This is a genomic window from Heliomarina sp. (genome assembly GCF_052826185.1).
Genome location: NZ_JBRBUI010000055.1, coordinates 135,873 through 159,638 on the forward strand (window position 1 = coordinate 135,873; position 23,766 = coordinate 159,638).

General features: G+C 60.2%; 22 protein-coding genes. 12 read left to right on the plus strand and 10 right to left on the minus strand.

Features of this window, described 5'->3' with window-relative positions; all coding sequences use genetic code 11:
- Positions 1 to 49 precede the first annotated feature (49 nt).
- The 3 genes from ACU0FH_RS23525 to ACU0FH_RS23535 form a co-directional block, all read right to left on the minus strand.
- Positions 50 to 1,357 (minus strand): HlyC/CorC family transporter, encoded by a 1,308-nt coding sequence (locus tag ACU0FH_RS23525; protein ID WP_446197126.1) that lies wholly within the window; start codon positions 1,355 to 1,357, stop codon positions 50 to 52.
- 100 nt (positions 1,358 to 1,457) lie between these two features.
- Positions 1,458 to 2,408: a site-specific tyrosine recombinase XerD gene (locus ACU0FH_RS23530; protein WP_446197127.1), complete on the minus strand. Its 951-nt coding sequence runs from the start codon at positions 2,406 to 2,408 to the stop codon at positions 1,458 to 1,460.
- Position 2,409: 1 nt separating this feature from the next.
- Positions 2,410 to 3,960, minus strand: coding sequence for a hypothetical protein (locus tag ACU0FH_RS23535; protein WP_446197128.1), 1,551 nt, complete (start codon positions 3,958 to 3,960; stop codon positions 2,410 to 2,412).
- A gap of 217 nt (positions 3,961 to 4,177) precedes the next feature.
- Here ACU0FH_RS23535 and ACU0FH_RS23540 point away from each other — a divergent pair, with 217 nt between their 5' ends.
- Together ACU0FH_RS23540 and aroB are read left to right on the plus strand one after the other, a co-directional pair.
- On the plus strand, positions 4,178 to 4,768 hold the full coding sequence (locus ACU0FH_RS23540; protein WP_238371451.1) for a shikimate kinase: 591 nt from the start codon (positions 4,178 to 4,180) through the stop codon (positions 4,766 to 4,768).
- Complete coding sequence (gene aroB / locus ACU0FH_RS23545; RefSeq protein WP_446197277.1) at positions 4,768 to 5,892, plus strand: 3-dehydroquinate synthase; 1,125 nt, start codon at positions 4,768 to 4,770, stop codon at positions 5,890 to 5,892. Before ACU0FH_RS23540 ends, aroB begins: the two co-directional genes overlap by 1 nt.
- A gap of 39 nt (positions 5,893 to 5,931) precedes the next feature.
- Here aroB and ACU0FH_RS23550 read toward each other — a convergent pair whose 3' ends face one another.
- Complete coding sequence (locus ACU0FH_RS23550; protein ID WP_446197129.1) at positions 5,932 to 6,336, minus strand: DoxX family protein; 405 nt, start codon at positions 6,334 to 6,336, stop codon at positions 5,932 to 5,934.
- Between the two features lie 131 nt (positions 6,337 to 6,467).
- Complete coding sequence (locus ACU0FH_RS23555; protein WP_446197130.1) at positions 6,468 to 6,980, minus strand: single-stranded DNA-binding protein; 513 nt, start codon at positions 6,978 to 6,980, stop codon at positions 6,468 to 6,470.
- Positions 6,981 to 7,208: 228 nt separating this feature from the next.
- Between ACU0FH_RS23555 and ACU0FH_RS23560 the strand changes: the two genes are divergently transcribed.
- Both ACU0FH_RS23560 and ACU0FH_RS23565 read left to right on the plus strand, forming a co-directional pair.
- Positions 7,209 to 7,790 carry a lytic transglycosylase domain-containing protein gene (locus ACU0FH_RS23560; RefSeq protein ID WP_238371553.1) on the plus strand — a complete coding sequence of 194 codons (582 nt, stop codon included), beginning with the start codon at positions 7,209 to 7,211 and terminating at the stop codon, positions 7,788 to 7,790.
- 168 nt (positions 7,791 to 7,958) lie between these two features.
- Entirely contained in the window at positions 7,959 to 8,480 is a 522-nt protein-coding gene (locus ACU0FH_RS23565) for a hypothetical protein (protein WP_238371448.1), read from the plus strand.
- A gap of 64 nt (positions 8,481 to 8,544) precedes the next feature.
- Here the strand turns inward: ACU0FH_RS23565 and ACU0FH_RS23570 are convergent, their stop codons facing one another.
- From ACU0FH_RS23570 to miaA, 5 genes are all read right to left on the minus strand, one after another.
- The gene (locus ACU0FH_RS23570) at positions 8,545 to 10,629 is read right to left on the minus strand and encodes a dipeptide ABC transporter ATP-binding protein (RefSeq protein ID WP_446197131.1); all 2,085 of its coding nucleotides are present in this window, start codon (positions 10,627 to 10,629) and stop codon (positions 8,545 to 8,547) included.
- Between the two features lie 210 nt (positions 10,630 to 10,839).
- Positions 10,840 to 12,033 carry an ABC transporter permease gene (locus ACU0FH_RS23575; protein ID WP_446197132.1) on the minus strand — a complete coding sequence of 398 codons (1,194 nt, stop codon included), beginning with the start codon at positions 12,031 to 12,033 and terminating at the stop codon, positions 10,840 to 10,842.
- Between the two features lie 16 nt (positions 12,034 to 12,049).
- A complete protein-coding gene (locus ACU0FH_RS23580; protein WP_446197133.1) occupies positions 12,050 to 13,102 on the minus strand; it encodes an ABC transporter permease in 1,053 nt (350 codons plus the stop codon).
- A 467-nt stretch (positions 13,103 to 13,569) separates the two neighbouring features.
- On the minus strand, positions 13,570 to 14,238 hold the full coding sequence (locus tag ACU0FH_RS23585) for a helix-turn-helix transcriptional regulator (protein ID WP_446197134.1): 669 nt from the start codon (positions 14,236 to 14,238) through the stop codon (positions 13,570 to 13,572).
- 224 nt (positions 14,239 to 14,462) lie between these two features.
- The gene (gene miaA / locus ACU0FH_RS23590) at positions 14,463 to 15,344 is read right to left on the minus strand and encodes a tRNA (adenosine(37)-N6)-dimethylallyltransferase MiaA (RefSeq protein WP_446197135.1); all 882 of its coding nucleotides are present in this window, start codon (positions 15,342 to 15,344) and stop codon (positions 14,463 to 14,465) included.
- Between the two features lie 113 nt (positions 15,345 to 15,457).
- Between miaA and pyrH the strand changes: the two genes are divergently transcribed.
- The 8 genes from pyrH to bamA all read left to right on the plus strand — a co-directional run bounded on the left by pyrH (position 15,458) and on the right by bamA (position 23,760).
- Positions 15,458 to 16,204: a UMP kinase gene (gene pyrH / locus ACU0FH_RS23595; protein ID WP_446197136.1), complete on the plus strand. Its 747-nt coding sequence runs from the start codon at positions 15,458 to 15,460 to the stop codon at positions 16,202 to 16,204.
- Positions 16,205 to 16,338: 134 nt separating this feature from the next.
- Positions 16,339 to 16,902 carry a ribosome recycling factor gene (frr, locus tag ACU0FH_RS23600; RefSeq protein WP_446197137.1) on the plus strand — a complete coding sequence of 188 codons (564 nt, stop codon included), beginning with the start codon at positions 16,339 to 16,341 and terminating at the stop codon, positions 16,900 to 16,902.
- 9 nt (positions 16,903 to 16,911) lie between these two features.
- A complete protein-coding gene (locus ACU0FH_RS23605) occupies positions 16,912 to 17,643 on the plus strand; it encodes an isoprenyl transferase (protein ID WP_238371440.1) in 732 nt (243 codons plus the stop codon).
- Complete coding sequence (locus ACU0FH_RS23610; protein WP_446197138.1) at positions 17,640 to 18,497, plus strand: phosphatidate cytidylyltransferase; 858 nt, start codon at positions 17,640 to 17,642, stop codon at positions 18,495 to 18,497. The genes ACU0FH_RS23605 and ACU0FH_RS23610 overlap by 4 nt, the downstream gene beginning before the upstream one ends.
- 3 nt (positions 18,498 to 18,500) lie before the next feature.
- Positions 18,501 to 19,676: a 1-deoxy-D-xylulose-5-phosphate reductoisomerase gene (dxr, locus tag ACU0FH_RS23615; RefSeq protein ID WP_446197278.1), complete on the plus strand. Its 1,176-nt coding sequence runs from the start codon at positions 18,501 to 18,503 to the stop codon at positions 19,674 to 19,676.
- Positions 19,677 to 19,681: 5 nt separating this feature from the next.
- Positions 19,682 to 21,031 (plus strand): RIP metalloprotease RseP, encoded by a 1,350-nt coding sequence (gene rseP / locus ACU0FH_RS23620; protein WP_446197139.1) that lies wholly within the window; start codon positions 19,682 to 19,684, stop codon positions 21,029 to 21,031.
- 101 nt (positions 21,032 to 21,132) lie between these two features.
- Positions 21,133 to 21,258, plus strand: coding sequence for a hypothetical protein (locus ACU0FH_RS23625; RefSeq protein ID WP_255406498.1), 126 nt, complete (start codon positions 21,133 to 21,135; stop codon positions 21,256 to 21,258).
- Positions 21,259 to 21,399: 141 nt separating this feature from the next.
- Complete coding sequence (gene bamA / locus ACU0FH_RS23630) at positions 21,400 to 23,760, plus strand: outer membrane protein assembly factor BamA (protein ID WP_446197140.1); 2,361 nt, start codon at positions 21,400 to 21,402, stop codon at positions 23,758 to 23,760.
- Positions 23,761 to 23,766: the final 6 nt, after the last annotated feature.

Sequence of the window (23,766 nt, forward strand, 5' to 3'; positions counted from 1 at the left end):
GCCCGGGATGCTAGCGCGGGCAAGAAGGCTGGCAAAGCGGATCGTCGCGTCAGAGCGGTCGGATACGCAGTTTCGTCACCCGGTTGCCGTCGCGCTCCATCACCTCGAAGCGGAAGCCGTGGAAGGAAAAAACCTGCCCCACGGTCGGGATCATCTGCGCCTCGTGGATCACCAGACCGGCGACGGTATTGGCCTCTTCATCGGGGAGGGTCCAGTCAGTGGCGCGGTTCAGGTCGCGGATCGTCATCGCGCCCTCGACCACGTAGTGCCCGTCTTCATTGGCCTTGAGCGGGTGATCGGCATCGGGGTCGAATTCGTCGGTGATCTCGCCGACGATTTCCTCGAGGATGTCCTCGAGGGTGATCAGCCCCTGAAGCGAGCCATATTCATCCACCACCAGCGCGAAATGCGTCCTCATGCGAAGAAACTGGCGCATCTGGTCGTCCAGCGTCGTGGTTTCGGGGATGAAATAGGGTGGCATCGCCACATCGGTAATCCGAAATCGTTTGAGCGCCTCGGGGTCGCTGTCGGGGCCGCTGATCGCCTTGTACATGGCACGCAGCAGGTCCTTGGCATGGACCACGCCGATGATGTTCTCCTGATCCTGCCGGTAGACCGGCAGGCGGGTATGGGGGCTGTCGAGACATTGCTGGAGGATATCCGAAGGCGGGTTGTCCGCATCGATCATCTCGATGCCCGAGCGGTGGAGCATGATCTCTTCGACCGCGCGGTCGCCAAGGTCGAGCGCGCCGAGAATCCGGTCGCGGTCCTCTTTTTCGACGACGCCTTCGGAATGGCCGAGGTTGAGCGCACCGGCGATTTCCTCGCGCACGGCAAGGATCTGGCTGTCGGGATCGACGCGCACCCCAAAGAGCCGCAGCACGCCGCGCACGAAAAGCCGGACAGCCGAGACGATGGGCGATAGGATGCGCACAACGATGCTGATGACCGGGGCCACAGTGGCAGCGGCGGATTCGGAATAGATGATCGCGTATGTCTTGGGCAGCACCTCGGCAAAGACAAGCACCAGCACGGTCATGATCAGCGTCGCCAGTGCCACCCCGCTATCGCCGAAAGCACGGGTAAAGAGCGAGGTCGCCAGCGACGTGGCGAGGATGTTGACGAGGTTGTTGCCCAGGAGGACAGAGCCGATCAGGCGCTCGTTATCCTCGGTAATGACCAGCGCCTTTTCCGCGCCTTTCGAGCCCTTGTCGGCCTGCGCGCGCAGCTTGCCGCGCGAGGCGGCGGTCAGCGCGGTTTCGGAACCGGAGAAAAAGGCGGAGAGAACAAGCAGCAGCAAAATCGCCGCACCGGTAATCCAGAATGCGTTGTCCAGCGCGGTTTCGGACAGTTCCATCAAAGGGGCTTTCTTAACGTCGTTGTTTCAGGTGTCATTTGGCGGCGGGTCTGCCACCATGGTTTGCTGGTCGGATCATGCGAGGTTGTTTGCGCTATTCCTAGCCGTTCCGGTCAGGTTTCGAAAGCGGGTGGTGTTCGTGAACCAGTTCCGAAAGGCGTTCGTCCAGCACATGTGTGTAAATTTCCGTTGTGGCAAGGTCTGCATGGCCCAGAAGTGTCTGGATCGAGCGCAGATCGGCGCCATTGGCCAGCAGGTGCGTGGCAAAAGCATGACGCAGCGTATGCGGCGTGACCTTGGCCGGAGAGACACCTGCGGCGACGGCAATTTCCTTGATCAGCAAGTAGAAACGGTGCCGGGTCAGGTGGCCCGATTTCCCGTGCGAGGGGAACAGGAAACGCGACGCGGCATGGCCGTTGCGGCGGCGGGAGTCTTCTTCTTCGTCGCGCGCGACCAGCCAGTCGGCCAGTGCGGTACGGGCCGGGGGGGACAGGGGGACCATGCGTTCCTTGCCGCCCTTGCCAAGCACCAGCAGCATGCGCGGATCGCCCCGCGCGGCGCTGACCGGCAGGCCGACAAGCTCGCTCACCCGCATGCCGGTGGCATAGAGCAGTTCCATCAGGCAGGTATTGCGCAACCGTTCCAAGGGGGTGCGCCCGGCGCTGCGCGCCGCGTCAAGCAGCCGATCGACCTCGGGCACGTCGAGCGTTTTGGGCAGGCGGTTCTCGCGCCCAGGGCCCTTGATCTGGATCGCCGGGTTGTCGCCGCGCCAGCCCTCCTCAAACGCAAAGCGAAAGACCTGCTTGATCGCGGAAAGCCGTCGCGCCCGCGTCGATTTGGCCAGTCCTTGCGCGTCGCACCAGACGAGATAGGACTCGATCATCTCGCGGTCGGCCCCGGCAAGATCGCTGTTCTTGCGCTCAAGCCAGTCCACGAAATCACGCAGGTCGCGCCCATAAGCGAGCTGGGTGTTCGTGGCGGCCCCAAGCTCGGCGGCCTGTGCCTCGAGAAAGGTCGAAATCCATTGAAAGGAACTGGAGGGGGCCGACATTCTACCCGTGTCCCAGCAGCAGGAGTTGTAGCGACGCCCGGCGCGCGGTGTCTTCAAGACCAACGCGGCGCAACGTGGCGATGGCGGCGGCAAGGTCGTTGGGATTGCCCGTCGCGCCACGATCGAAATGTTCGATGGCCAGCAGGATGGTTTCGCCAAGCGCCCCGCGATCCAGAGCGTTCTGGATGCGGCCGGGCAGCTCCACCGCATTGCTGAACCCGTCCGATATCGCCTGTGTCATCTGGTTCGGCGCTGCAACATCGCCGGGCGTGCCCCGCGTCAGGGCCACGAGGAACGCATCGGTGTCGGTTTCAGCGCTCACCGAATTGGCGACGGATTCGTAATCTGACGACAAAAGTCCCATGCGCCACGCGATCTGCGCGGCACGCGCATCCGTAAAGTCCAGACCACTTATCTGCGGTGCGAACAGTTCGGCAAAGGCAACCTCAAGCCCGACTTCCTGCATGGCGGTCCAGACTGGCGGCAGCGTCTTGGTCACCGCGTCGATGCTGTTCTGTTCAAGCGCGGTTTCGAACCGGCGCAGCGCGGTCACACGGTCCCAGACCCCGCCCGAGGCGGCGGCGCGACGCTCAGTGTATAGGCCAAGCAAACGGTTGGGTTGCAGCGCGCCGATACGTGTCAGCCTTTCGGCGGCTTCGATCTGGGCCTTCCACCCCGAGACATCTCGCAGGTCGGCATTGGCAAAGGCGCGCGGCAGCGACGCGGTTGGAAGCCGTTCGCCAATCGCCTCGAACAGGCGGAAGGTCAGCGGGTCCGGATGGTCGGGCATGGGCAGGTGCGGCGCGCCGTCGTAAATTTCCGGCGACAGAAAGCGATCCATCAGGTCCAGCTCTGCCTGCGGCATCGCCTGTATCGCATGGGCAGCTTCGAGGATCAACGCGGCGGTCTGCCAGTCGCCTTGTCGGGCAAGGCAGAATATCCGGGTGCGGTAATCGCGCGTCAGCCTTGCATCCAACGCCAGCGCCGCACAGGCCTTGTCCTCGCTGCCGTTCAGCAGGGTCGCATCGAACCAGCGCTGGAACAGCGCCGGGTTCTGCGCGGCACCGGCGCTTTCGGCAAGGGATTCGAGCGGATCGGTCGCGCCAAGCGACATCAGCCGGTCAAGCCGCGCCCGCATCAGCAGGTCCTGTGCCTCATCTCCGCCCGGCGCTCGGGTCTCGGACAGAAGCAGCGTATAGAGCAGGGTCTGCATCGCCGGGTTGCCATCCACCGGCACGGTATCGATCAAGTAGCGCAGCGTCGGCAATTCGCTGCCCTCCCACAGGTTGACCGGCAGGCCGGTAACATCGGAGGGCACGAGGCCCATTGGCTGGGCCTGAGGTTGCAGGGTTTCGACCGCAATTTCAGGCCGTAGCGCCGTCTGGGTCACCGGCGGTTCCCGCAGGGTCTGCGCCCCCAGCGTCGGACCCGATCGGATCTGCGGGGCGTTGCGGCCAAGCCAGTCGATTGCGGTCAGCGGCTCTTGCGCGCCAAGGCAGGCGGGCAGGGCGATCATGGCAATGGAAAGGGCGATCCCGTGTCTAGTCGGCATCCAGTTCCACCGGTTTGCGTATCTCTTGCTGCGGGGCCGAGAAATCCGACCCGAACCATGGCCCGAGATAAGCATACCCGACCACGGCTATGAACGCCAAGCACAGGAGATATACTACAAATTTGATGAGCCTGCCCATCGTGACCTCACTTACTGCTCGTTGTTTTGCACAAGTTATATATGGCCTTTTCGACAAGATCACGTCATTCACTGAAGAATGAGCGAAATTGAGCAAAGATCGAACAAAAAGGACAGGCCCCGCAAGGCGAAGAGGCTGAAAAAGACCGTTGTCATGGTGGGCATGATGGGCGCGGGCAAAACCGCCGTGGGCCGCGCGCTTGCCGAGCGTCTGGGCGTGCCTTTTCTTGATAGTGATGCGGAAATAGAGGCCGCCGCCAACATGACGGTGCCAGAGATTTTCAGCCGCGACGGGGAGGCGTTTTTCCGGCGCAAGGAAAGCCAGGTGATCGCCCGGCTGCTGGTCGAAGAGCGTGGCGTGCTTTCAACAGGCGGCGGCGCGTTCCTCTCTGAAGAGAATCGCCGGTTGATTTCGGAGAAAGGCGCGTCGGTTTGGCTGGATGCGAGTTGCGACGTGCTCTGGCAGCGGGTCCGGCACCGCGATTCGCGCCCTTTACTGCGCACCGAGAATCCGCGCGCCACCTTGCAATCCCTGTTCGATCAGCGCCGTCAGTTCTATGAAAAAGCCGATCTGGCCGTGCCGTCCGACGGACATGCCTCGATCGAGCAGATGGTTGACCGCGTGCTGGAGGCGCTTGCCACCCGTCCGGACGTGCTGGAGAGCGAATGATGCAGGAAAAGGTCCATGTCTCGCTGGGCGAGCGCAGCTATGACGTGATCATCGGTCCCGGCCTGATGGCGCGCGCGGGAGAGCTGATTTCCCCACTGTTGCCCCGGCCGCGCGTGGTTGTCGTCAGCGATGAAACCGTTGCCGCGCTGCATCTTGAGACCTTGCGCGCCGGATTGGCTTCGTCGGGCATCGCGATGGAGGCGATGACACTCCCCGCAGGCGAAGCGACCAAAAGCTGGGAAAGCCTGACCCGGACCTGCGACTGGCTGCTCGATCAGAAAGTGGAGCGCCGCGACATCGTGGTGGCGCTTGGCGGCGGGGTGATCGGCGATCTCGTCGGGTTTGCCGCGGCGGTGCTGCGTCGGGGCGTGCGCTTCGTGCAGATCCCGACCTCGCTTTTGGCGCAGGTCGATAGTTCGGTTGGCGGGAAAACCGGGATCAATGTTCGTCAGGGCAAGAACCTGATCGGTGCCTTTCATCAACCGGCGCTGGTGCTGGCGGATACGGATGTGCTTGCGACACTGGCCGAGCGCGACTTCCTCGCCGGCTATGGCGAGGTGGTGAAATACGGGCTGCTGGGCGATGCGGCATTTTTCGACTGGCTCGATGAAAACGGTCCAGCGCTGAAATCCGGTGACATGGCGGCTCGCATAACGGCGGTGACCAAGTCGGTTCAGATGAAAGCTGATATCGTCGCGCGGGACGAGACAGAGCAGGGCGACCGGGCGCTGCTCAACCTTGGGCATACCTTCTGCCATGCGCTCGAGGCGGCGACGGGCTACAGCAACCGATTGTTACACGGCGAGGGCGTGGCGATCGGCTGCGCGCTTGCCTTTGAGCTTTCCGCGCGTCTTGGTCTTTGCAGTCAGGAAGAACCCAGCCGCGTGCGTGAACACCTCAAGCGCATGGGGATGAAGACCGATCTGTCCGATATACCGGGTGATCTGCCGGATTCCGATGCGCTGATCGAGTTGATGGCGCAGGACAAGAAGGTGCTGGATGGCAAGCTGCGGTTTATCCTGGCGCGCGGTATCGGTCAGGCCTTTGTGACCTCGGATGTGCCGCGCGACGCGCTGGGGGATGTTTTGCAGGCGGCCCTTAAAGAAAAAGCGCGGCAGAGCTGATCTGCCGCGCATTTCTGATTTCGTCGCTTTACCGGTTGATCAGGCGGTGACGCCATTCGGACGGCTGCGCAGCGCGTCAACGCTGATCGGGCCGGGGCCGGAGAAGACAAGGTACAGGAAGAAGAAGCAGTACAGGATCGCTGCGTCGCCGCCATTCAGCGCCGGGAAAAAGCTTTGCGGCGCGTGGGCGATGAAATAGGCGCAGGCCATCAGACCCGACATAACAAAGGCCACCGGACGGGTGAACAACCCGATGACGAGCAGGGCGCCGCCCACCAGTTCAAGCAGACCGGCAATCCCGAACATCGAGAAGAGCGGCGGATTCATGTCGGAGGCCGGGAAGTTTAGCAATTTCTGGGTGCCATGCGCCATGAAGATGAGCGCGGCAACGATCCGGACAACGCTGAGCATGACCGGCGCGTAATTCGTGAGAGTCTTGGACATAGGAGTTCCTTGAGCAAGATATCAGTTTGCCTGATGACATACCGAGTTGGCTTGCAAAGAATACTCCTTACATCTCAACTCCCTGTGTGCAGATTTGCACACAGGTTTCCGTCACGGGTAGATCGATCTTATCAGAACGGGATCTCGTCATCCATATCGCGCGACGAGGGGCCGCTGCCGCCGCCCTGACCGCCGCCAAAACGGTCATCCTGCGGGCCGCTGTCATAGCCGCCACCCTGATCGTAGCCGCCACCATAGCCGCCACCCCCACCGCCGCCGCCCGAACCGCCATCACGGCCGTCGAGCATGGTCAGCGTCGAGCCGAAGCCCTGAAGCACGACCTCGGTTGAATAGCGGTCCTGACCGGACTGATCCTGCCATTTGCGGGTCTGGAGCTGTCCTTCGATATAGACCTTTGAGCCCTTTCGCAGATACTGCTCGGCCACGCGGACAAGCCCTTCGTTGAAGATCGCGACCGAATGCCATTCGGTCCGCTCGCGGCGCTCACCGGTGTTGCGGTCTTTCCAGTTCTCAGAGGTGGCGATGCGCAGGTTGCAGACCTTGCCGCCATTCTGAAAGGTGCGCACTTCGGGGTCGCGCCCCAGATTTCCGATAAGAATGACCTTGTTGACCGAGCCTGCCATGGTGCTCCCCGTATGTATGTTTGAATGCTGTCCGGATTGATTCCCGGGATGGGTTCTGTCCGAGACTATACGTGTCATTGCAAGGATTAAACCAGAATGCAGGACGCGAAATGACGCTGCCTGTCAGGGCCGAAAGGTTTCAGTTCTGGAAATTCAGTGTGATCTCCTTATAGTGCCGCCGGGGAATCGTTCTTTCTGCGGGACTATTTGTACATGGTTATCAAGCGTATGGGGCAGCTTGCTGTCGGTGCTTTCGTCATTTCTCTTTGTGCCGACGCGGCGCTTGCGGATTCCGTATCGACGCGCAGCCAGAGGAAACTGCTGAAATCCCAGCTTGCTGTTCTCGATAATCGCGCGGCCCAGCAGTACAAGAATTCGGTCAGGCTCCAGCCGCCGTCGATCTATACGCCAAGCAAGAACGGCAGCGGCGCCTACGCTGGCAAATACCGCGGCGAATTCCTCGTGATGGCCAAGGCTGCGGCACGGCTGCACAATGTGCCCGAGGATCTTTTCGCACGCCTGGTGCAGCAGGAATCGGGCTGGAACCCGGCGGCTGTTTCCCACAAGGGCGCGCTGGGTCTTGCCCAGCTGATGCCGCAGACCGCGCGTCTGCTGGGGGTCGACCCGACAGATCCGAAACAGAACCTCGAAGGCGGGGCGCGTTACCTTGCGCGGCAATACCGCAAGTTCGGATCGTGGCCGCTGGCACTTGCTGCCTATAACGCAGGCCCCGAAGCGGTCGTCAAACACGGCGGTGTGCCCCCCTATAAGGAAACCCGCAACTACGTGCGGGTCATCTGGGGAAGCTGACAGCGGCGGTCCAGCAAATATCTGCCGGGCCTCGCCCGCGCCGTTGACAGCTGCAAACTATCTGATCTGAAACGGAACCTTTTCACATCGAGCGGTGTTTAAAGCTCATAGCGCCTGCCGGGACACCTATCCGGGCCTGTGGTTGGCGAGTGTAAAAGGAGAGTAAAAATGAAATCCATGTTTGTCCGTACGATGGCCGCAAGTGCCGTAGCAGCAATTGTCGCAGGCGCCGGCTGGGCGCAGTCGCAAGATGGTGTCGTCAAGGAACTGACCGTCAATTCCGAATACACGGCGCTGAAGGATTCCAACGCTCAGGAATACTTCCCGACGCTGGCAACCGATCTGATGACCTCGATCGCTGACAAGATCGCAATGACCACCGAAGAGGCCGGTTACGTTGTCGAAGTGAATCTGCAGGAAGTCCGCATGGGCGACAGCATGACGCTGCCCGAAAGCCGCGAATTCAACCAGATGGATGGTGTCGTGAGCATCACCAGCCCGCAGGCTGATGCCGGTACCGAAAGCTATCCGGTCAATATCATTGCGATGGACCCGGACGGAACCGTTCCGGAAGGCTACGTGGCAGTGGCCCCCAGCACCGAAGATTTTTATAAAGCGATGATCGAAGGCTATGCGAACGCCGTTGTCGACGTTCTGCCCGAAGACATCCCGAATTCGCTTTCCAAGTAAGACTTTCCGTCTTCACGACGATCCGCCCCGCAGCGTTTTCATGCTGCGGGGTTTTTCTTTGCCGCTATTCGGCTGCGATCTGGATTACCGGCTCCATTCCGGCCAATTGTTCTTCGCTCAGGTGGCATTTGATCTGATGGTTCCCGTCGCGGAATTTCATCGGTGGCACCTCGGTTTCGCAAAGATTGCCGGGCACCTCCGATTTCCAGCGGCACCGGGTCTGGAACGGACATCCCGGCGGCGGGTTCATTGCCGAAGGAATATCCCCCTCGAGCACGATGTGCTTCTTAGTGACTGAGGTGTCGGCAATCGGCACCGCCGACAACAGCGCTTCGGTATAGGGGTGATAGGGCGGTGAGAACACCTGCTCGGTGGTGCCCAGCTCCACCACATGCCCCAGATACATGACCATGACACGGTCGCTGAGATAGCGCACGATAGAAAGGTCATGCGAAATAAACAGAAGCGTCGTCTTCTCTTCGCGCTGGATTTCCATCAGCAGATCCGTCACCGCCGCCTGAACCGATACGTCCAGCGCCGATACCGGCTCATCCGCCACGACAATCCGCGCGCCGCCGGAAAACGCCCGGGCGATCCCGACCCGTTGCTTCTGCCCGCCGGACAGCTGCCGCGGCATCCGGTCAGCAAATTCGCGCGGCAGTTTGACAAGGTCGAGCAGGCTCAGCATCCGCTCCCGGCGTTCCGACTCGTTCTTGCCGATGCCAAAGACTTCGAGCGCACGGATGATCTGGCGGCCGACCTTCATGGAAGGATTCAGCGTGTCGAAAGGGTTCTGGAACACCATCTGGATGTCCGAGATCGTCTTGGTGTCCCGCTTTTCGATGGGCACCGATTCGATATTGCGGTTGTCAAAGATAATCTGTCCGTCGGTGGCTGTTTCCAGTCCCATCAGCACCTTGGCAAAGGTCGACTTGCCACAGCCGGATTCCCCGACGATGGCCAGCGTCTCGGATTCCCGCGCTTCGAAAGACAGGGTTTCATTGGCCTTGACGACCTTGCGCTCGCCACCGCCGAACAGCGCGTTGGCCGCGACCTCGTAATATTTCCGAAGATCGTCGATTTTCAGGATCACATCCCCGACGTTGCCCTTCTCCTTGACGATTGAATCGGCAATCGGGGCCTGCCAGTCGATCTCCTGAAAACGCAGGCAACGCGTGTGGTGCCGGTCATTCCCGGGCACAGATTCCATCGGGATCGGTCTGGCATCGCAGCGCCCGGCCTGGAAATAATCGCAGCGCGGCCCGAAATTGCAGCCCTTGGGCCGTTCATGGGGCAGGGGGAAATTGCCCGGAATGGCGACCAGCGGCCGCGCGTTCTTGTCCGCACCCGGCAGCGGGATCGAGCGGAACAGCGCCTGCGTATAGGGATGCTGCATCTCGTCGAAAACGTCATGGATCGAGCCGCGCTCAACCGCTTCGCCGGAATACATCACGCAGATCCGGTCACAGGTCTCAAGCACCAGCCCGAGGTTATGGCTGATGAACAGCATCGACGTCCCGTATTTGCGCCCGAGATCCTTTACCAGCTCGACGATGGCCGCCTCGACCGTCACATCGAGGGCAGTGGTCGGCTCATCGAGGATCAAGAGCGCAGGCTCGCTCATCAGCGCCATGGCGATCACGATACGCTGCTGCTGGCCGCCGGACAGCTGATGCGGAAAACTGTTAAGGATCCGCTCGGGGTCGGGCAGTTTGACATCGGTCACCACCTGCAAAGCCCGGGCATAGGCCTCTTTCTGAGACAGGCCCTGATGGATCATCGGCACTTCCATCAGCTGCTTGCCGATCCGCATCGCCGGGTTCAGTGAGGCCATCGGCTCCTGATAGATCATCGCGATCTCGCTGCCCCGGATGTCGCGCAACTCTTCCGCGCTCATCTCGCCAAGGTCGCGCCCCTTGAACTTGATCGATCCGCCGACAATCCGACCGTTGACGCCAAGATCCTGCATGACCCCCAGTGCCACGGTGGACTTGCCGCAGCCCGACTCACCGACAAGCCCGACGGCTTCGCCCGGTTGCACCGAGACCGAGAAATCCATGACCGCCGGAATCTCCCGCAGCCGCGTGAAAAAGGAAATCGACAGCTTGTCGATTTCAAGGATCGGGCCGTCATAGTCCCATTTTGCCATGTTCGTCTCCCTGTTGGAGGCTGTTATCAAGCGGCGCGCCTTGCGGCGCATTCCTTTTTATTGTCTGGCACCCGGCCGCCACCGGTTCAAATCACCTGCGGCCGGACGCAAAGGGGGCGGATCGAGCGGAAACATCCCTTTTTCCTCTTGCCCCAAATACTCAAATGCCAACCTCGCCCGGCGCGCCACGCCGGGCCAAGGCGCAGTCCCTCAATCCCGCAGACTTTCCTCACGCAGGCCATCGGCCAGCAGGTTCAGACCCAGAACAAGGCTCAGCAATGCCAACGCCGGCGGCAGGGCGGGGTGCAGATAGATCGACAAGAGCTTGCGGCCCTCGTTGATCGTGCTCCCCCAGTCCGGGCTTTCCGGCGGCAGGCCGAGACCAAAGAACCCGAGCGTTCCCAAAAGGATCGTGGTGTAACCGATACGCAGGCAGAAATCGACGATCAGCGGTCCGCGTGCGTTGGGCAGGATCTCCCAGAGCATGATGTACCACGGACCTTCGCCGCGGGTCTGGGCGGCGGCCACGTAATCTCGGGTCTTGATGTCCATCGCCAGCCCGCGAACGATCCGGAACACTGTGGGCGAGTTTACAAAGACCACCGACACGAAGACCACCAGAATACCGCCAGGAATATCGAAAAGATCGAGGAACCGCGGCAGTACCGCCACCTTGGTCCCTTGCTCCGAAATCAGCGACAGGTACAGCCAGATCATGATGCCCAGAACGATCACCAAAAGCGGAAGCCGGATATGCGGCTGCGTGTGATAGCGCGAATTCAGCAGCACACCGACAAAGACAATCGGGAAGACGAAAAGCACCGTCGCCATGTAGCTGGGCACCCCGGTCGCCACGATCTCGGGGGTCACCAGCAGGTAGAACAGCAGGATCACCGGAAAGGCGAGGATCAGGTTCGCGAGGAAAGACAGGAAGGTGTCCAGCCGTCCTCCGTAATACCCCGCCGGAAGCCCCAGCGTGATGCCAACCATAAAGGCGAACATGGTCGCCAAAGGCGCGATCTGCACCACGACCCAAGCGCCTTCGACCATGCGCGAGAATACATCCCGCGCGAGGTTGTCGCCACCCAAAAGGTACCAGGGGTAGTCGCCTTCGTCGCCCATCATGAGCGGCGTTCCAGGGACCTTGTTCTTCATCCCGGAAACCTGTGCCAGCGGGTCATGGGTGACGATCAGGTCAAGCTGGCCGAAAACGCCGGTAAAGACCCAGAACATCACCAGTCCAAAACCGATCATGCCGATCACGCTGTCAAACAGCTTGCCATAAAGACCCAGCTTGCGCTTGAAGGCGATCGAGACTGCAAAGAGCACGATGAGCGCGATCCAGACCGGGGTGAACTGGACGAGAATGCGCCAGATGATATCGAATGTGCCGAGAGGTTCCATATTCTCTGCCCTCCCTTCAGGATATTCTGATGCGCGGGTTCAGGTAGACGTAGCCGATATCAGATATCAGCTGCGTCATCAGAACCACGAAGACCGACACCACCGAAACGGCGAGCAGCAATTCGATGTCATTATTCCCGGCCGCCTGCACCAGCACCCAGCCGAAACCCTTGTAGTTAAACAGCGTTTCCACGATGACGACGCCGTTCAGCAGCCAGGGCACCTGGAGCAGGATGACGGTAAAGGGCGCAATCAGCGCATTGCGCAGCGCATGCTTGAGCACGATGTTCGAGAACTTCACCCCCTTGAGCCGGGCGGTACGGATATATTGCGCCGTCATGACGTCGGTCATCGACGCGCGGGTCATCCGGGCGATGTAACCCATCCCGTAAAGCGAAATCGTCAGCACCGGCAGAAAGAAATTCTCGAAATTCGCGTCTTCCATCGCGCTGGTCGCGGTGCCCTTGAACCATTTCAGTCCGACTGCGGAGGAGGCAAAGACGGCGATGAAGATCACGCCGGACACGTATTCTGGCGTCGCCGTGGTAATGATCGAGAAGGTCGAGAGCGTGCGGTCGGTTTTTGACCCTTCGCGCATCCCGGCCAGAACGCCGATGATAAGCGCCGAGGGCACCATCAGCACCATGACCCAGAACATCAGCTTTCCGGTCAGGCCCAGCCGGGTCGAGATAATGTCCGAAACTTCTTCGCGGAAGACTGTGGAATAGCCCCAGTCGCCCTGCAGGATGCCGCAGAACTTCGGGGCTTCAGCGGCAACTTCGGGCGTGACCGCACCGGTCACGCAGCGGCCGGTGATGCCGTCCTTGGTTTCAAGCGTCCAGCCCGGCAAGACGCCCAGCCACTGGCCGTATTTGACGGGCAGCGGTTGAAGATAGCCTTCCTTGGTCAGCCAGCTCGTGACGGCCTCGTCCGACATCCGGAAGTTGCCCTGCGTCTTGGCGAGCTTTTCCAGGTTCGGATACAGGTTCGTCAGAAAGAAAACGATGAATGTCAGGCAAAGCGCCGTCAGGATCATGACGACGGTTCTGCGCAGAATGAATAGTCCCATTTTATCCCCTGTTGGTCGGGTCGATCTGTCCCGTTGGCCGGAGCAGTTTTGTTTTGCCGTCGTTTTCGACGTCTCGATTGGCCCCGTTCAGGGCGGATAAATCTGTTATTCTCCCGTGTGACAGTGTTGGGGCTTCACCAAAGCGGCAAGCACGCTCCCGGCTGATAATGTGCGGAAAGCGACCTCGGGCTGACAGACCGGTACGGCAATGTCGCGGATCTGTGATCTGACGAAAAACGTCAAACACCGCGCACCCGGTTCCGGGACCCCAACGGGGTCGTGAACCTCTTTGCCACCTTGCCGGTGGAGGTTATTACCTTGGCTTTGAAGGCTGAGTATTCCATTGCCTTATTCGGCACGAGAAGGGCGCTGTCGTCAATCATTGCGATGCCCTTTACGTGGAAAAGTTCGGCAAAGGTGAAGATCGGCGAAGACCAGCGATGTCGTTTTTGGCAGCCCCGCGTGGTTCACGCGACGCGTTTCTTGTTGTCGCGAAGTCCGCTGGGCGTATTGCCGGTATGCTGCTGAATGAACCGGGTAAAATAGGCCGCGCTGCTAAAGCCGAGATATTCGGCGATCTCGCGGATGGCGGCATCGGTATTGTTCAGCAGGCTGCGGGCGCTGTGCAGAATGCGTTCGTTGAGCAGGGCGGCGGCGGTTCGCCCGGTCTCCGCCCGGCAGACGCGGGTCAGGTGCGTCGGGGTGACACCAAGCGCATTCGCGTGGTCAGCCATGGTCTCGCCGCTGGTATGTTCCATTACCAGCCGTTCGCTATAGGCGCGCATCAGCCGTGCGGACGCGGTTTCCGGACCGATGTGGGGTGTGTTTTCGGCAAGTTGCCGCCGGAGCCAGATCATCGCCAGTTGCCCGTAGGAATCCATCGAACTGTGCCACAGCGGCCGTTCGGCGTTCTGCTCGCGGCTCATGGCTTCGAAAATGGCGGTAAGTTCTGTCTGGGCGGAAACGTCGCGGGCACGGATGTGGCGCGGGCCCTCGGGCATGGTCATCTCGATCCCCAGAGGCAGCAGTATCGCTTGGCCGTAGCCCTGCCGTCCGACATCGAGAGAGACAAGTTGCCGGGCCGGAACAAAAAGCGCGTTATGCGCGCCAAGCCCGTGGCGGCGTCCGTCGAACATCGCAACACCCTGTCCGCGCGTCATCCAGATCAACAGAGAATGGGGCCGGTCATGGGCCAACGCCAGTTGCCACGACCCAAGGGGGCAGAGCTGAGCCAGAGTCAGAATTCTGATGGTGCTCGGATCTGGCGGGTATTGGAGCATTTGTTCGGTAATTGCTTGGGTTATTCGGGTTACGTGTGGGTAACCTTTCAGAAATGTTGAGAATTATCAACGGTGTTCGATTAACGATTTGGGTGGATTTTGGCCCATTGTTTCATTTTCGAGCGAAACCACGTGCGTTGGCGCTTTGCATATTGGCGTGTGGACTGCGTGGCCAGTTCCTTGGCCTCGGTCAGCGGGATTTCGCCATTCAGATGCGCCATAAGCTCGGGAACGCCGATGGCGCGAAACGCCGGGCGGTTTGGATCGTAACGGTCCTGCATCCGGCGCGCTTCCTCGAGTGCGCCCTGTTCGAGCATCTGGTCAAAGCGTCTATCGATGCGCTGGTTCAGCCAGTCGGTCGGGTTTTCCATGACGAGCGGTACCGTGTCATTTAGCGCGAGGGCAGGGGGTGGTGTCTTCGCCTGCCAGGATCGTAGGGACCGGCCTGTGGCCTGCTCGACTTCCCACGCGCGCTGTACCCGGGCGCGATTGTTCAGATCGATTCCGGATGCTGTTTCCGGGTCGATGTCCTGCACCAGCCGTTCCAGCGAAAGCGTGTCGGCTTCGTCCCGGATAGATTGCGGCGTTGCTGGAATATCGGCCATGCCGCGCGTCAGCGTCGAAAAGTACAGCCCGGTGCCGCCCACGATGATGGGACGTTCCCGACCGTCCAGAATGGCGCGGATGTCGCGCAGCCAATGCCCGGCGGAATAGGTCTGATCCCAGGCGACGTGACCATAAAGACAATGGGGCGCGCGCATTTCTTCTTCGACCGAGGGGCGGGCGGTAATGATGCGCCAGCAGTCGAAAATCTGGCTCGCGTCGGCATTCACGATCACGCCGCCATCGGTTTCGGCAATCTCAAGCGCCAGTCCCGATTTGCCCGACGCCGTGGGGCCCGCGATCAGGACAGGCCTGTCCGGTGGAATATTCACGGTGCCATCGACCCCCCTGATCCGCATTCTGACGTCCCGATTCCTGATGTCGCTAACAATTACGGGCAGGGTGCATTGAACCTGCCCGCAATTTCAGCCATTTTGCGCGAAATTAACCCCGTGGCCGAGCGGAGCGCAACATGACCCTATCCCAGACATCGAAACAAAAGACGGGTGAAACGACCTATGGTCGCGTCATGCTGAAAATCTCGGGAGAGGCCCTGATGGGCGATCAGGGGTTCGGGCTACATCCGCCAACCGTTCAGCGCATCGCCAAAGAAGTTCAGTCGGTTCAGGAACTGGGCGTCGAAATCTGCATGGTCATCGGCGGCGGCAATATTTTTCGCGGTCTTGCCGGATCGGCGCAGGGGATGGAGCGCACGACAGCGGATTACATGGGCATGCTTGCGACGGTGATGAACGCCCTCGCCATGCAATCGGCGCTTGAAGGGCTGGGCGTTTTCACCAGGGTCATCAGCGCGATCCGGATGGACGAAGTGGCCGAGCCCTATATCCGTCGCCGTGCCGTGCGCCACCTTGAGAAGAAACGGGTGTGCATCTTTGCGGCCGGAACCGGCAACCCCTATTTCACCACCGATACGGCTGCGACGCTGCGCGCCAATGAAATGGCCTGCGAGGCGATCTTCAAAGGCACAAAGGTCGATGGCGTCTATGACATGGATCCGGTCAAGCATCCTGAGGCCAAGCGCTATGATGATGTGACCTATGATGACGTGCTGGCGAAACGGCTGGGCGTGATGGACGCCTCGGCGATTGCTCTGGCGCGCGACAATAACCTTCCGATCATCGTTTTCAGCCTTGATGAACCCGGCGGGTTCAAGGGCATCCTTGCCGGAGAAGGCACGTATACGAAAGTTCATAATTAAAGCGACCGGGAGAGGATCATTTCCGGAGACCCGGGCCTATCCGGTCTCTATGATCAGTTTCGGCGCGGCCTATACATTCAGCGGCGACTACGGATATAGAACGCCAGACACGATTTACAGGGAGGGTGCAGCCCATGTCCGACGATTTCATTCTTGATACAGACGATCTCCAGCGCCGCATGGATGGCGCGATGGCGAATCTGCGCACCGAATTTGCCAGCCTGCGCACCGGTCGCGCATCCGCGTCGATGCTTGAACCGGTTCATGTCGATGCCTATGGCCAGATGACGCCCATCAACCAGGTCGGTACGGTAAACGTTCCCGAGCCGCGCATGGTCACCATTAACGTCTGGGACAAGGGCCTTGTTGGCAAGGTGGAAAAAGCGATCCGTGAATCCGGTTTGGGGATCAACCCCCAGCTGAACGGCACGATCATCATGCTGCCTATTCCGGAACTGAACGAGGAACGGCGCCGCGATCTGACCAAGGTGGCCGGTCAATATGCCGAAGGTGCCCGGGTTGCGGTGCGCAACGTGCGGCGCGACGGCATGGACCAGATCAAGAAGGCCAAGAGCGACGGCATGTCCGAGGATGACCAAAAGTTCTGGGAATCCGAGGTTCAGGATATGACCGACAGAATGATCAAGGCCGTCGACGACGCTCTTGAGAACAAGCAAGCAGAAATCATGCAGGTCTGAGCCATTTTCATGAACAAGTGCCCCGATATCGCAGATACAGGTGGCCCACGTCATGTCGCCATCATCATGGACGGCAATGGCCGTTGGGCGCAGGCGCGCGGTCGCCCGCGTCTGTTCGGCCACCACGCCGGGGCGCGCCGTGTGCGCGAGGTTGTCGAGGCCTGCCCGGATCTTGGCGTCAAGTACCTGACGATTTTCGCCTTTTCGACCGAGAACTGGAAGAGGACCCAGGTCGAGGTCGCCGGGTTGATGAGCCTGTTCCGCCGCTACATCTCCAAGGAAACGCGAGCGCTTGATGCGCGTGGCGTTCGGGTGCGGTTCATCGGCGACCGTGTGCGGCTGGATGCCAAGCTGATCGACCTGATGGACCAGCTTGAGGTGCTTACCTCGCACAACGATGGTGTACACCTGACTATCGCGCTGAACTACGGCGGGCGGGATGAGGTTGCACGCGCCACCAAGCGGCTGGCGCAGGACGTTGCCAGCGGGGCGCTTAAACCCGCCGATGTGGATGAGCAGACCCTGCCGCGATATCTCGACACGCATGTCCTGCCCGATCCCGATCTGGTGATCCGCACCAGCGGAGAAGCGCGGATATCGAACTTTCTGCTCTGGCAGTCGGCCTATGCCGAATATGAATTCATCGACACGCTTTGGCCAGATTTCTCGGCCGAAGAACTTAAACGCCTGTGCGAATCCTATGGCGCGCGGGACCGGCGTTACGGGGCTGTCCGGGCATGACGGCCACGAAATCGCGCTGGAGAGATCTGAGCACGCGTTTGGCCTCGGCCGCCGTCCTGATCGCGGTCACGCTGCTGGCTCTGGAATCCGGCCCGGTGGCCTGGACCGTTTTTATCTTTGCCATCTACTGCACGATGATCTGGGAACTTGCGGGCCTGTGCGATCCGCTCTGGCCGATGGGGCGGCGGATTGCGATCGCGGCCCTGCCGATGATTTTTCCGGTCCTCGCGATTGTCGGATTGCTCTTTGCCGAACTGCCGCTGGTCGATGCCTCGTCCGGGGGACCCCGCGGCCCGACGCTTTTCTTCGCGGGCTATCTTGGGGCAGCCGCCGGACTAGTCGCGCCCTTGCTGGCCGGGTTGTTCTTTCCGTCGCAGGGCAGGCGGCTCTGGCTGTCATACGGTCTGATCCTCGCCGCCGCCGCGCTTTTCCTCGCTTATGCCTATGAAGCATTCGGCACGCGGGGGCTGACGATCCTTGTCAGTATCGTCGTCATCTCTGACACGGCGGGGTATTTCGCCGGCCGCGCGCTTGGTGGGCCCAAGTTCTGGCCATCTGTATCGCCGAAGAAGACATGGTCAGGCACAATCGCTGGCTGGGTTTGCACCGCGATCTTCGGGGCGATCATGCTGCCAACGGCTGGCGTGCCGCCCGCAATCGGCGCGCTGATCGCCTTTGTGATTTGCTTTGCCGCGCAATTGGGTGATATCGCAGAGAGCGCAATGAAACGGCGCGCCGGGGTCAAGGACTCTTCGGCGCTGATCCCCGGACATGGCGGATTTCTCGACCGGATGGACGGTCTTGTCGCGGCAGCCTGCCTTGCCGGTATCATCACGCTTGCCACAGGAGGCTGAGCCATCCCGCGACGTATCTCGATCTTTGGCGCTACCGGTTCCATCGGTCAGAACACGATTGACCTTATCGCACGCGCGCCCGAGGCTTATCAGGTCGTGGCGCTAAGCGGTGGACGCAATGTCGAACATCTGGCCCGGGACGCGATCAAGCTGAAAGCTGAAATTGCCGTAACCGCTTTCGACGAAGAACTCGATGCGCTGCAATCCGCGCTCGCGGGATCGGGGATTGAGGCCGCTGCCGGACAGACGGCTTTGCTCGAAGCTGCGAGGCGACCGGCGGACTGGGTCATGTCGGCAATTGTGGGTGCGGCGGGGCTGGCCCCCGGTCTGGCTGCGCTGGAGCAGGGCGCGACACTGGCGCTTGCGAACAAGGAGACGCTGGTCTGTGCCGGCAAACTGGTTCTGGAAACGGCAGAGCGTCACGGCGCCGCGCTCCTCCCCGTCGACAGCGAGCATTCAGCGATCTTCCAAGCCCTGATCGGAGAAGATATCTCGGCCGTTGAACGGATCGTGATCACCGCGAGCGGCGGTGCCTTTCGCGACTGGCCGATAAACAAACTGCGCGATGCGACCCTTGCCGAGGCCTCTTGTCATCCGAACTGGCAGATGGGGCAGCGCATCACCATCGATTCCGCCTCGATGTTCAACAAGGCGCTGGAAGTTATTGAAACGCGAGAGTTTTTTGGTGTTGAGCCGGAGCAGATCGAAGTGCTGGTGCACCCTGAATCCATGATCCACGCGCTGGTCGGCTTCTGCGACGGGGCTCTCATGGCCCATGTGGGGCCGCCGGATATGCGCCATGCGATCGGGTTTGCGCTTCATCATCCTGAAAGACGCTCTCTGCCGGTCGAACGGCTTGATCTGGCGCGCATCGGGGCGCTTACCTTTCATGAACCGGATCTTGCACGTTATCCTGCGCTGCGCCTTGCGCGGGACGTCATGCAGCGTGGCGGACTGGCGGGCTGTGTGTTTAACGCGGCGAAAGAACGCAGCCTCGATGCCTTTATCGAAGGCCGTATCGGTTTTCTTGAGATGGCGGCGGTCGTTGAAGACGTTCTGGAGCGTATCGAAGGCGAGTCGGGTCTCATCGATGCCTCGATGACACTTGATAACGTTTTGCAAACTGACCATCTCGCAAGATCATATGCAGACCGCGTTATGACGGAAAGAGCAGGGTAGGGAATTTGGATATCATCGGCTTCATACCGCAGTTCGGCGGCTTGCTTTACACCTTGCTTGCCTTCGTGGTCGCGCTTTCGGTCATCGTGGCAGTTCACGAATACGGACATTACATCGTCGGTCGCTGGTCCGGGATCCATGCCGAGGTGTTTTCGCTTGGGTTTGGTCCGGTCCTGTTCTCGCGCGTGGATAAGCACGGCACACGCTGGCAGATCGCGGCGTTGCCCTTTGGCGGTTACGTGAAATTTCTGGGCGATTCCAACGCGGCCTCGGGGCGCGACGACGCGGCAATGAAGGAAGCGGCGGAGGACCCGATTGCGTTGCGCCGGACAATGCACGGGGCGCCGCTCTGGGCGCGGGCCGCGACCGTTGCGGCAGGTCCGGTGTTCAACTTTGTCCTCTCTATCCTTGTTTTTACCGGCATTTTCATGATCCGCGGCGTGGTCAGCGATCCGCTGACCGTTGGCGAAATCTATGACATGCCCAACGCGGGCTATGAGCTGCAGGTTGGCGACGAAGTGCTGTCGGTCGGGGGAGTAGCACCGCCGGATATGGAAGAGGGCACTGACTGGGAGGAATTCCGCAGCCAGTTACCGGCACAGCCGACGCTGGACTATACGGTCCGGCGCGATGGGACCGAGATGACCGTTGATGGGCCGTTCCCTTATCCGCCGCTGATCAGTTCGATTTCGCCGCGTAGCGCTGCGATGGATATAGGTCTTGAAGCAGGCGATGTGATTACCGCGGTCGATGGCGAGCCGGTTTTCGCATTCGATCAACTGAAGAACGCGGTTGAGTCCTCGGACGGACGTGCGCTCCAGATCGATGTATGGCGCGATGGTGAGACGCTTGAATTTGCGCTGGCGCCGCGTCGGACGGACGAGCCGCAGGCCGATGGCGGATTCGCGACGCACTGGCGGATCGGTGTCGTGAGCTCGATGGCATTCGACCCGGCGACCGAAGCGGCAGGGCCGGTTTCGGCGATACAGGGGGCCGTTTCGCAGACCTCTGCGATTGTGACCGGTTCTCTCTCGGGGCTGTGGCACATGATTACGGGGGCGATCAGCACCTGCAATATTTCCGGGCCAATCGGCATCGCCGAGACATCCGGCGCGATGGCCAGCCAAGGCGCGCAGAGCTTTATCTGGTTCATCGCGGTGCTGTCGACAGCGGTTGGTCTTCTGAATCTGTTCCCGATTCCGGCGCTGGACGGGGGGCATTTGGTCTTTTACGCCTATGAGGCCGTTGCAGGGAAGCCGCCGAGCGACCGCGTCCTGCGTCTGCTGATGAGTCTTGGCATCGCGGCTATCCTCACCCTGATGGTATTCGCGCTTGGTAATGACCTTTTCTGCTGATCGGCGCATCGGTGAATTGCACAACTCTAACGCGTGATTGCCCAATTCTTGCCCCAATCCGGATCTAATTTTCGCGATAACAAAGCAAGAGGGAGCAACCGATGCACACGCTAGAAAATTCCTATCGCGGACTATCCTTGGTCATGGCGCTGAACTGGGATCGTTTTCTGTTCATCGGTACGATTGCCTGCGCTCTGGCAGCAGGCGCCTACCTGGGCAGCCTGTAACCCAGACAGGGCCATGGCCCGATATATGGTAATTTGAGCGGCATCCAGAAAAATCTGGTGCCGCTTTTTTTGTGGTTTTGACATCCAAGTTCAATCCCGATACTCAACATCTAGTGAGGTCGAGAAAAATAGGTTCGGGATATGGGTTTGCTTAAACAGGCGGGTAGATCCTGCGGGCAGGTGACAGTCAGCGGCAAAATGTTGTGGCATTGGTCACGCATCCCGTTTGCGTTTCTGTTGGTCGTTTTGCTTGGGATTTCTACCCTTGCCGAGGCGCAGAGTTACCGGTTCAGCCGGGTGGAAGTGCAGGGCAACCAACGCATCCAAAGCGGCACAATCGCCAACTATATCGGCATTCCGAGCGGTACCAACGTCAGCGCCGGTGCCCTGAACGACGCCTATCAGCGGGTCGTCGAAAGCGGGCTCTTCGAGAGCGTCGAAATTATTCCGCAGGGCAGCACGCTGGTCGTGCGCGTCGTCGAATATCCGACCATCAACCGTATCAACTTCGAGGGGAACCGCCGCATCAAGGACGATGCTCTGCGCGATTTTGTCGAATCAAAGCCGCGCCGCGTGTTCAGCCCGGGCCAGGCTGAAGCGGATGCAGCCACCATTGCGACCGCATATTCGCAGCAGGGCCGCATCGCTGCAACGGTCACCCCGCGCATCATTCGCCGCGACGACAACCGTGTCGATCTGGTCTTTGAAATTTCGGAAGGCGACACGATCGAGATCGAGCGGGTCAGCTTTGTCGGCAACCGCGTCTATTCCGATGGTCGTCTGCGCCGGGTTCTGGAATCCAAGCAGGCCGGTCTGCTGAGAGCTTTCATCCGGTCGGATACGCTTGTTGAAGAACGCATCCAGTTCGACAAACAGGTTCTGCGCGATTTCTACCTGTCGCGCGGGTATGTCGATTTCCGTATCCTTGGAACGAACGTCGAACTGACACGTGAACAGGATGCCTTTTTCCTTGTCGTGAACGTGCAGGAAGGCCAGCAGTTCAAATTCGGGCAGATCAGCACGACCAGTCAGATGCGCGAAGCCAATGCGCAGGATTTCCAGAACACGCTGCGGATCAAGCCGGGCGTCGTTTACACCCCGACGCTGGTGGAACAGTCCATCGCGCGTATGGAACGTTTGGCCATCGACAAGGGCATCGACTTTCTTCGCGTCGAACCCCGCATCACGCGGGACGAACGCAACCGTGTGCTGAACATCGAATTTGTTCTTGTGCGCGGTCCGCGGATCTTTGTCGAACGGATCGATATCGAAGGTAACACGACGACGCTTGATCGCGTGATCCGTCAGCAGTTCCGTATTGTCGAAGGCGACCCCTTCAACCCGCGCGAAATCCGTCAGAGCGCCGAGCGTATCCGGGCCCTTGGATATTTTGCCAATGCAGATGTGGAAGCCCGTCAGGGATCGACCTCCGATCAGGTTATCGTAGGCGTGGATGTCGAGGAACAGCCGACAGGTTCGCTGACACTTGGTGGTAGTTATTCGGTCAACGACGGTTTCGGTGTGGCGCTAGGCCTGCGGGAAAACAACTTTCTCGGCCGGGGCCAGCGCCTGAGCTTTGCCGCATCGACCGCGCAGGATTCCGAGGAGTACAGCATCGGGTTCACCGAACCCTACCTGCTGGGACGTCAGCTTCGCTTTGACCTCGATCTTGGTGTCTCTGGAACGGACTCCTCTTATGCCTCGTACGACACCGAGCGCGTCTTTGTCTCTCCGGCACTGACTTTTCCGGTCAGCGAGAATGGCACGCTTGAAATCGCCTATGATTACGATGCGTCCGAGATGACCGTGCGGGACAATACGAACAACAGCAATCTTGTCGCTCGGGAAATCGGGTTCGGGCGCCGTACGTCGAGCTCTTTTGGCCTGACCTACAGCTACGATACCCGTCTGACCGGGTTGAACCCGAACGCCGGTTTCCTGATGGAAGTTGGGGCTGATTTCGCCGGGCTGGGCGGGGACAACGAATACATTCGTTCACGTGTCCGGATGATCGCGCAGACGCTGGTTCTGAACGAGGAAGTCACGCTGAGAGCGACGCTTGAAGGTGGTGCGATGAACTGGCGCGGTACGGATACAAGCCGCACCATCGACCGCTTTATCTTGTCGCCCAGCATTATGCGCGGCTTTGAACCCGGTGGCATCGGTCCGCGGGATCAGTCGAACGGTGTCGATGACGCGATCGGCGGTAACTTCTACGCTGTTGCGAAATTCGAGGCCGAGTTCCCGCTGGGACTTCCCGAAGAACTGGGTATTCGCGGTGGCATCTTCTATGACGTCGGCAACCTTTGGGATCTGAGCAACGTGGATACCACCGGTGGCAACATTGTCGGTGCAGACGGTTCCGCCCGTCACGTGATTGGTCTTTCCATCCTCTGGGATACCGGCTTCGGGCCGCTGCGCCTGAACTTCTCCGAGGCGCTCAAGAAAGAAACTTTCGACAAGGAGCAGAGTTTCGATCTGACCATTCAGGCGAGATTCTGAACTGAG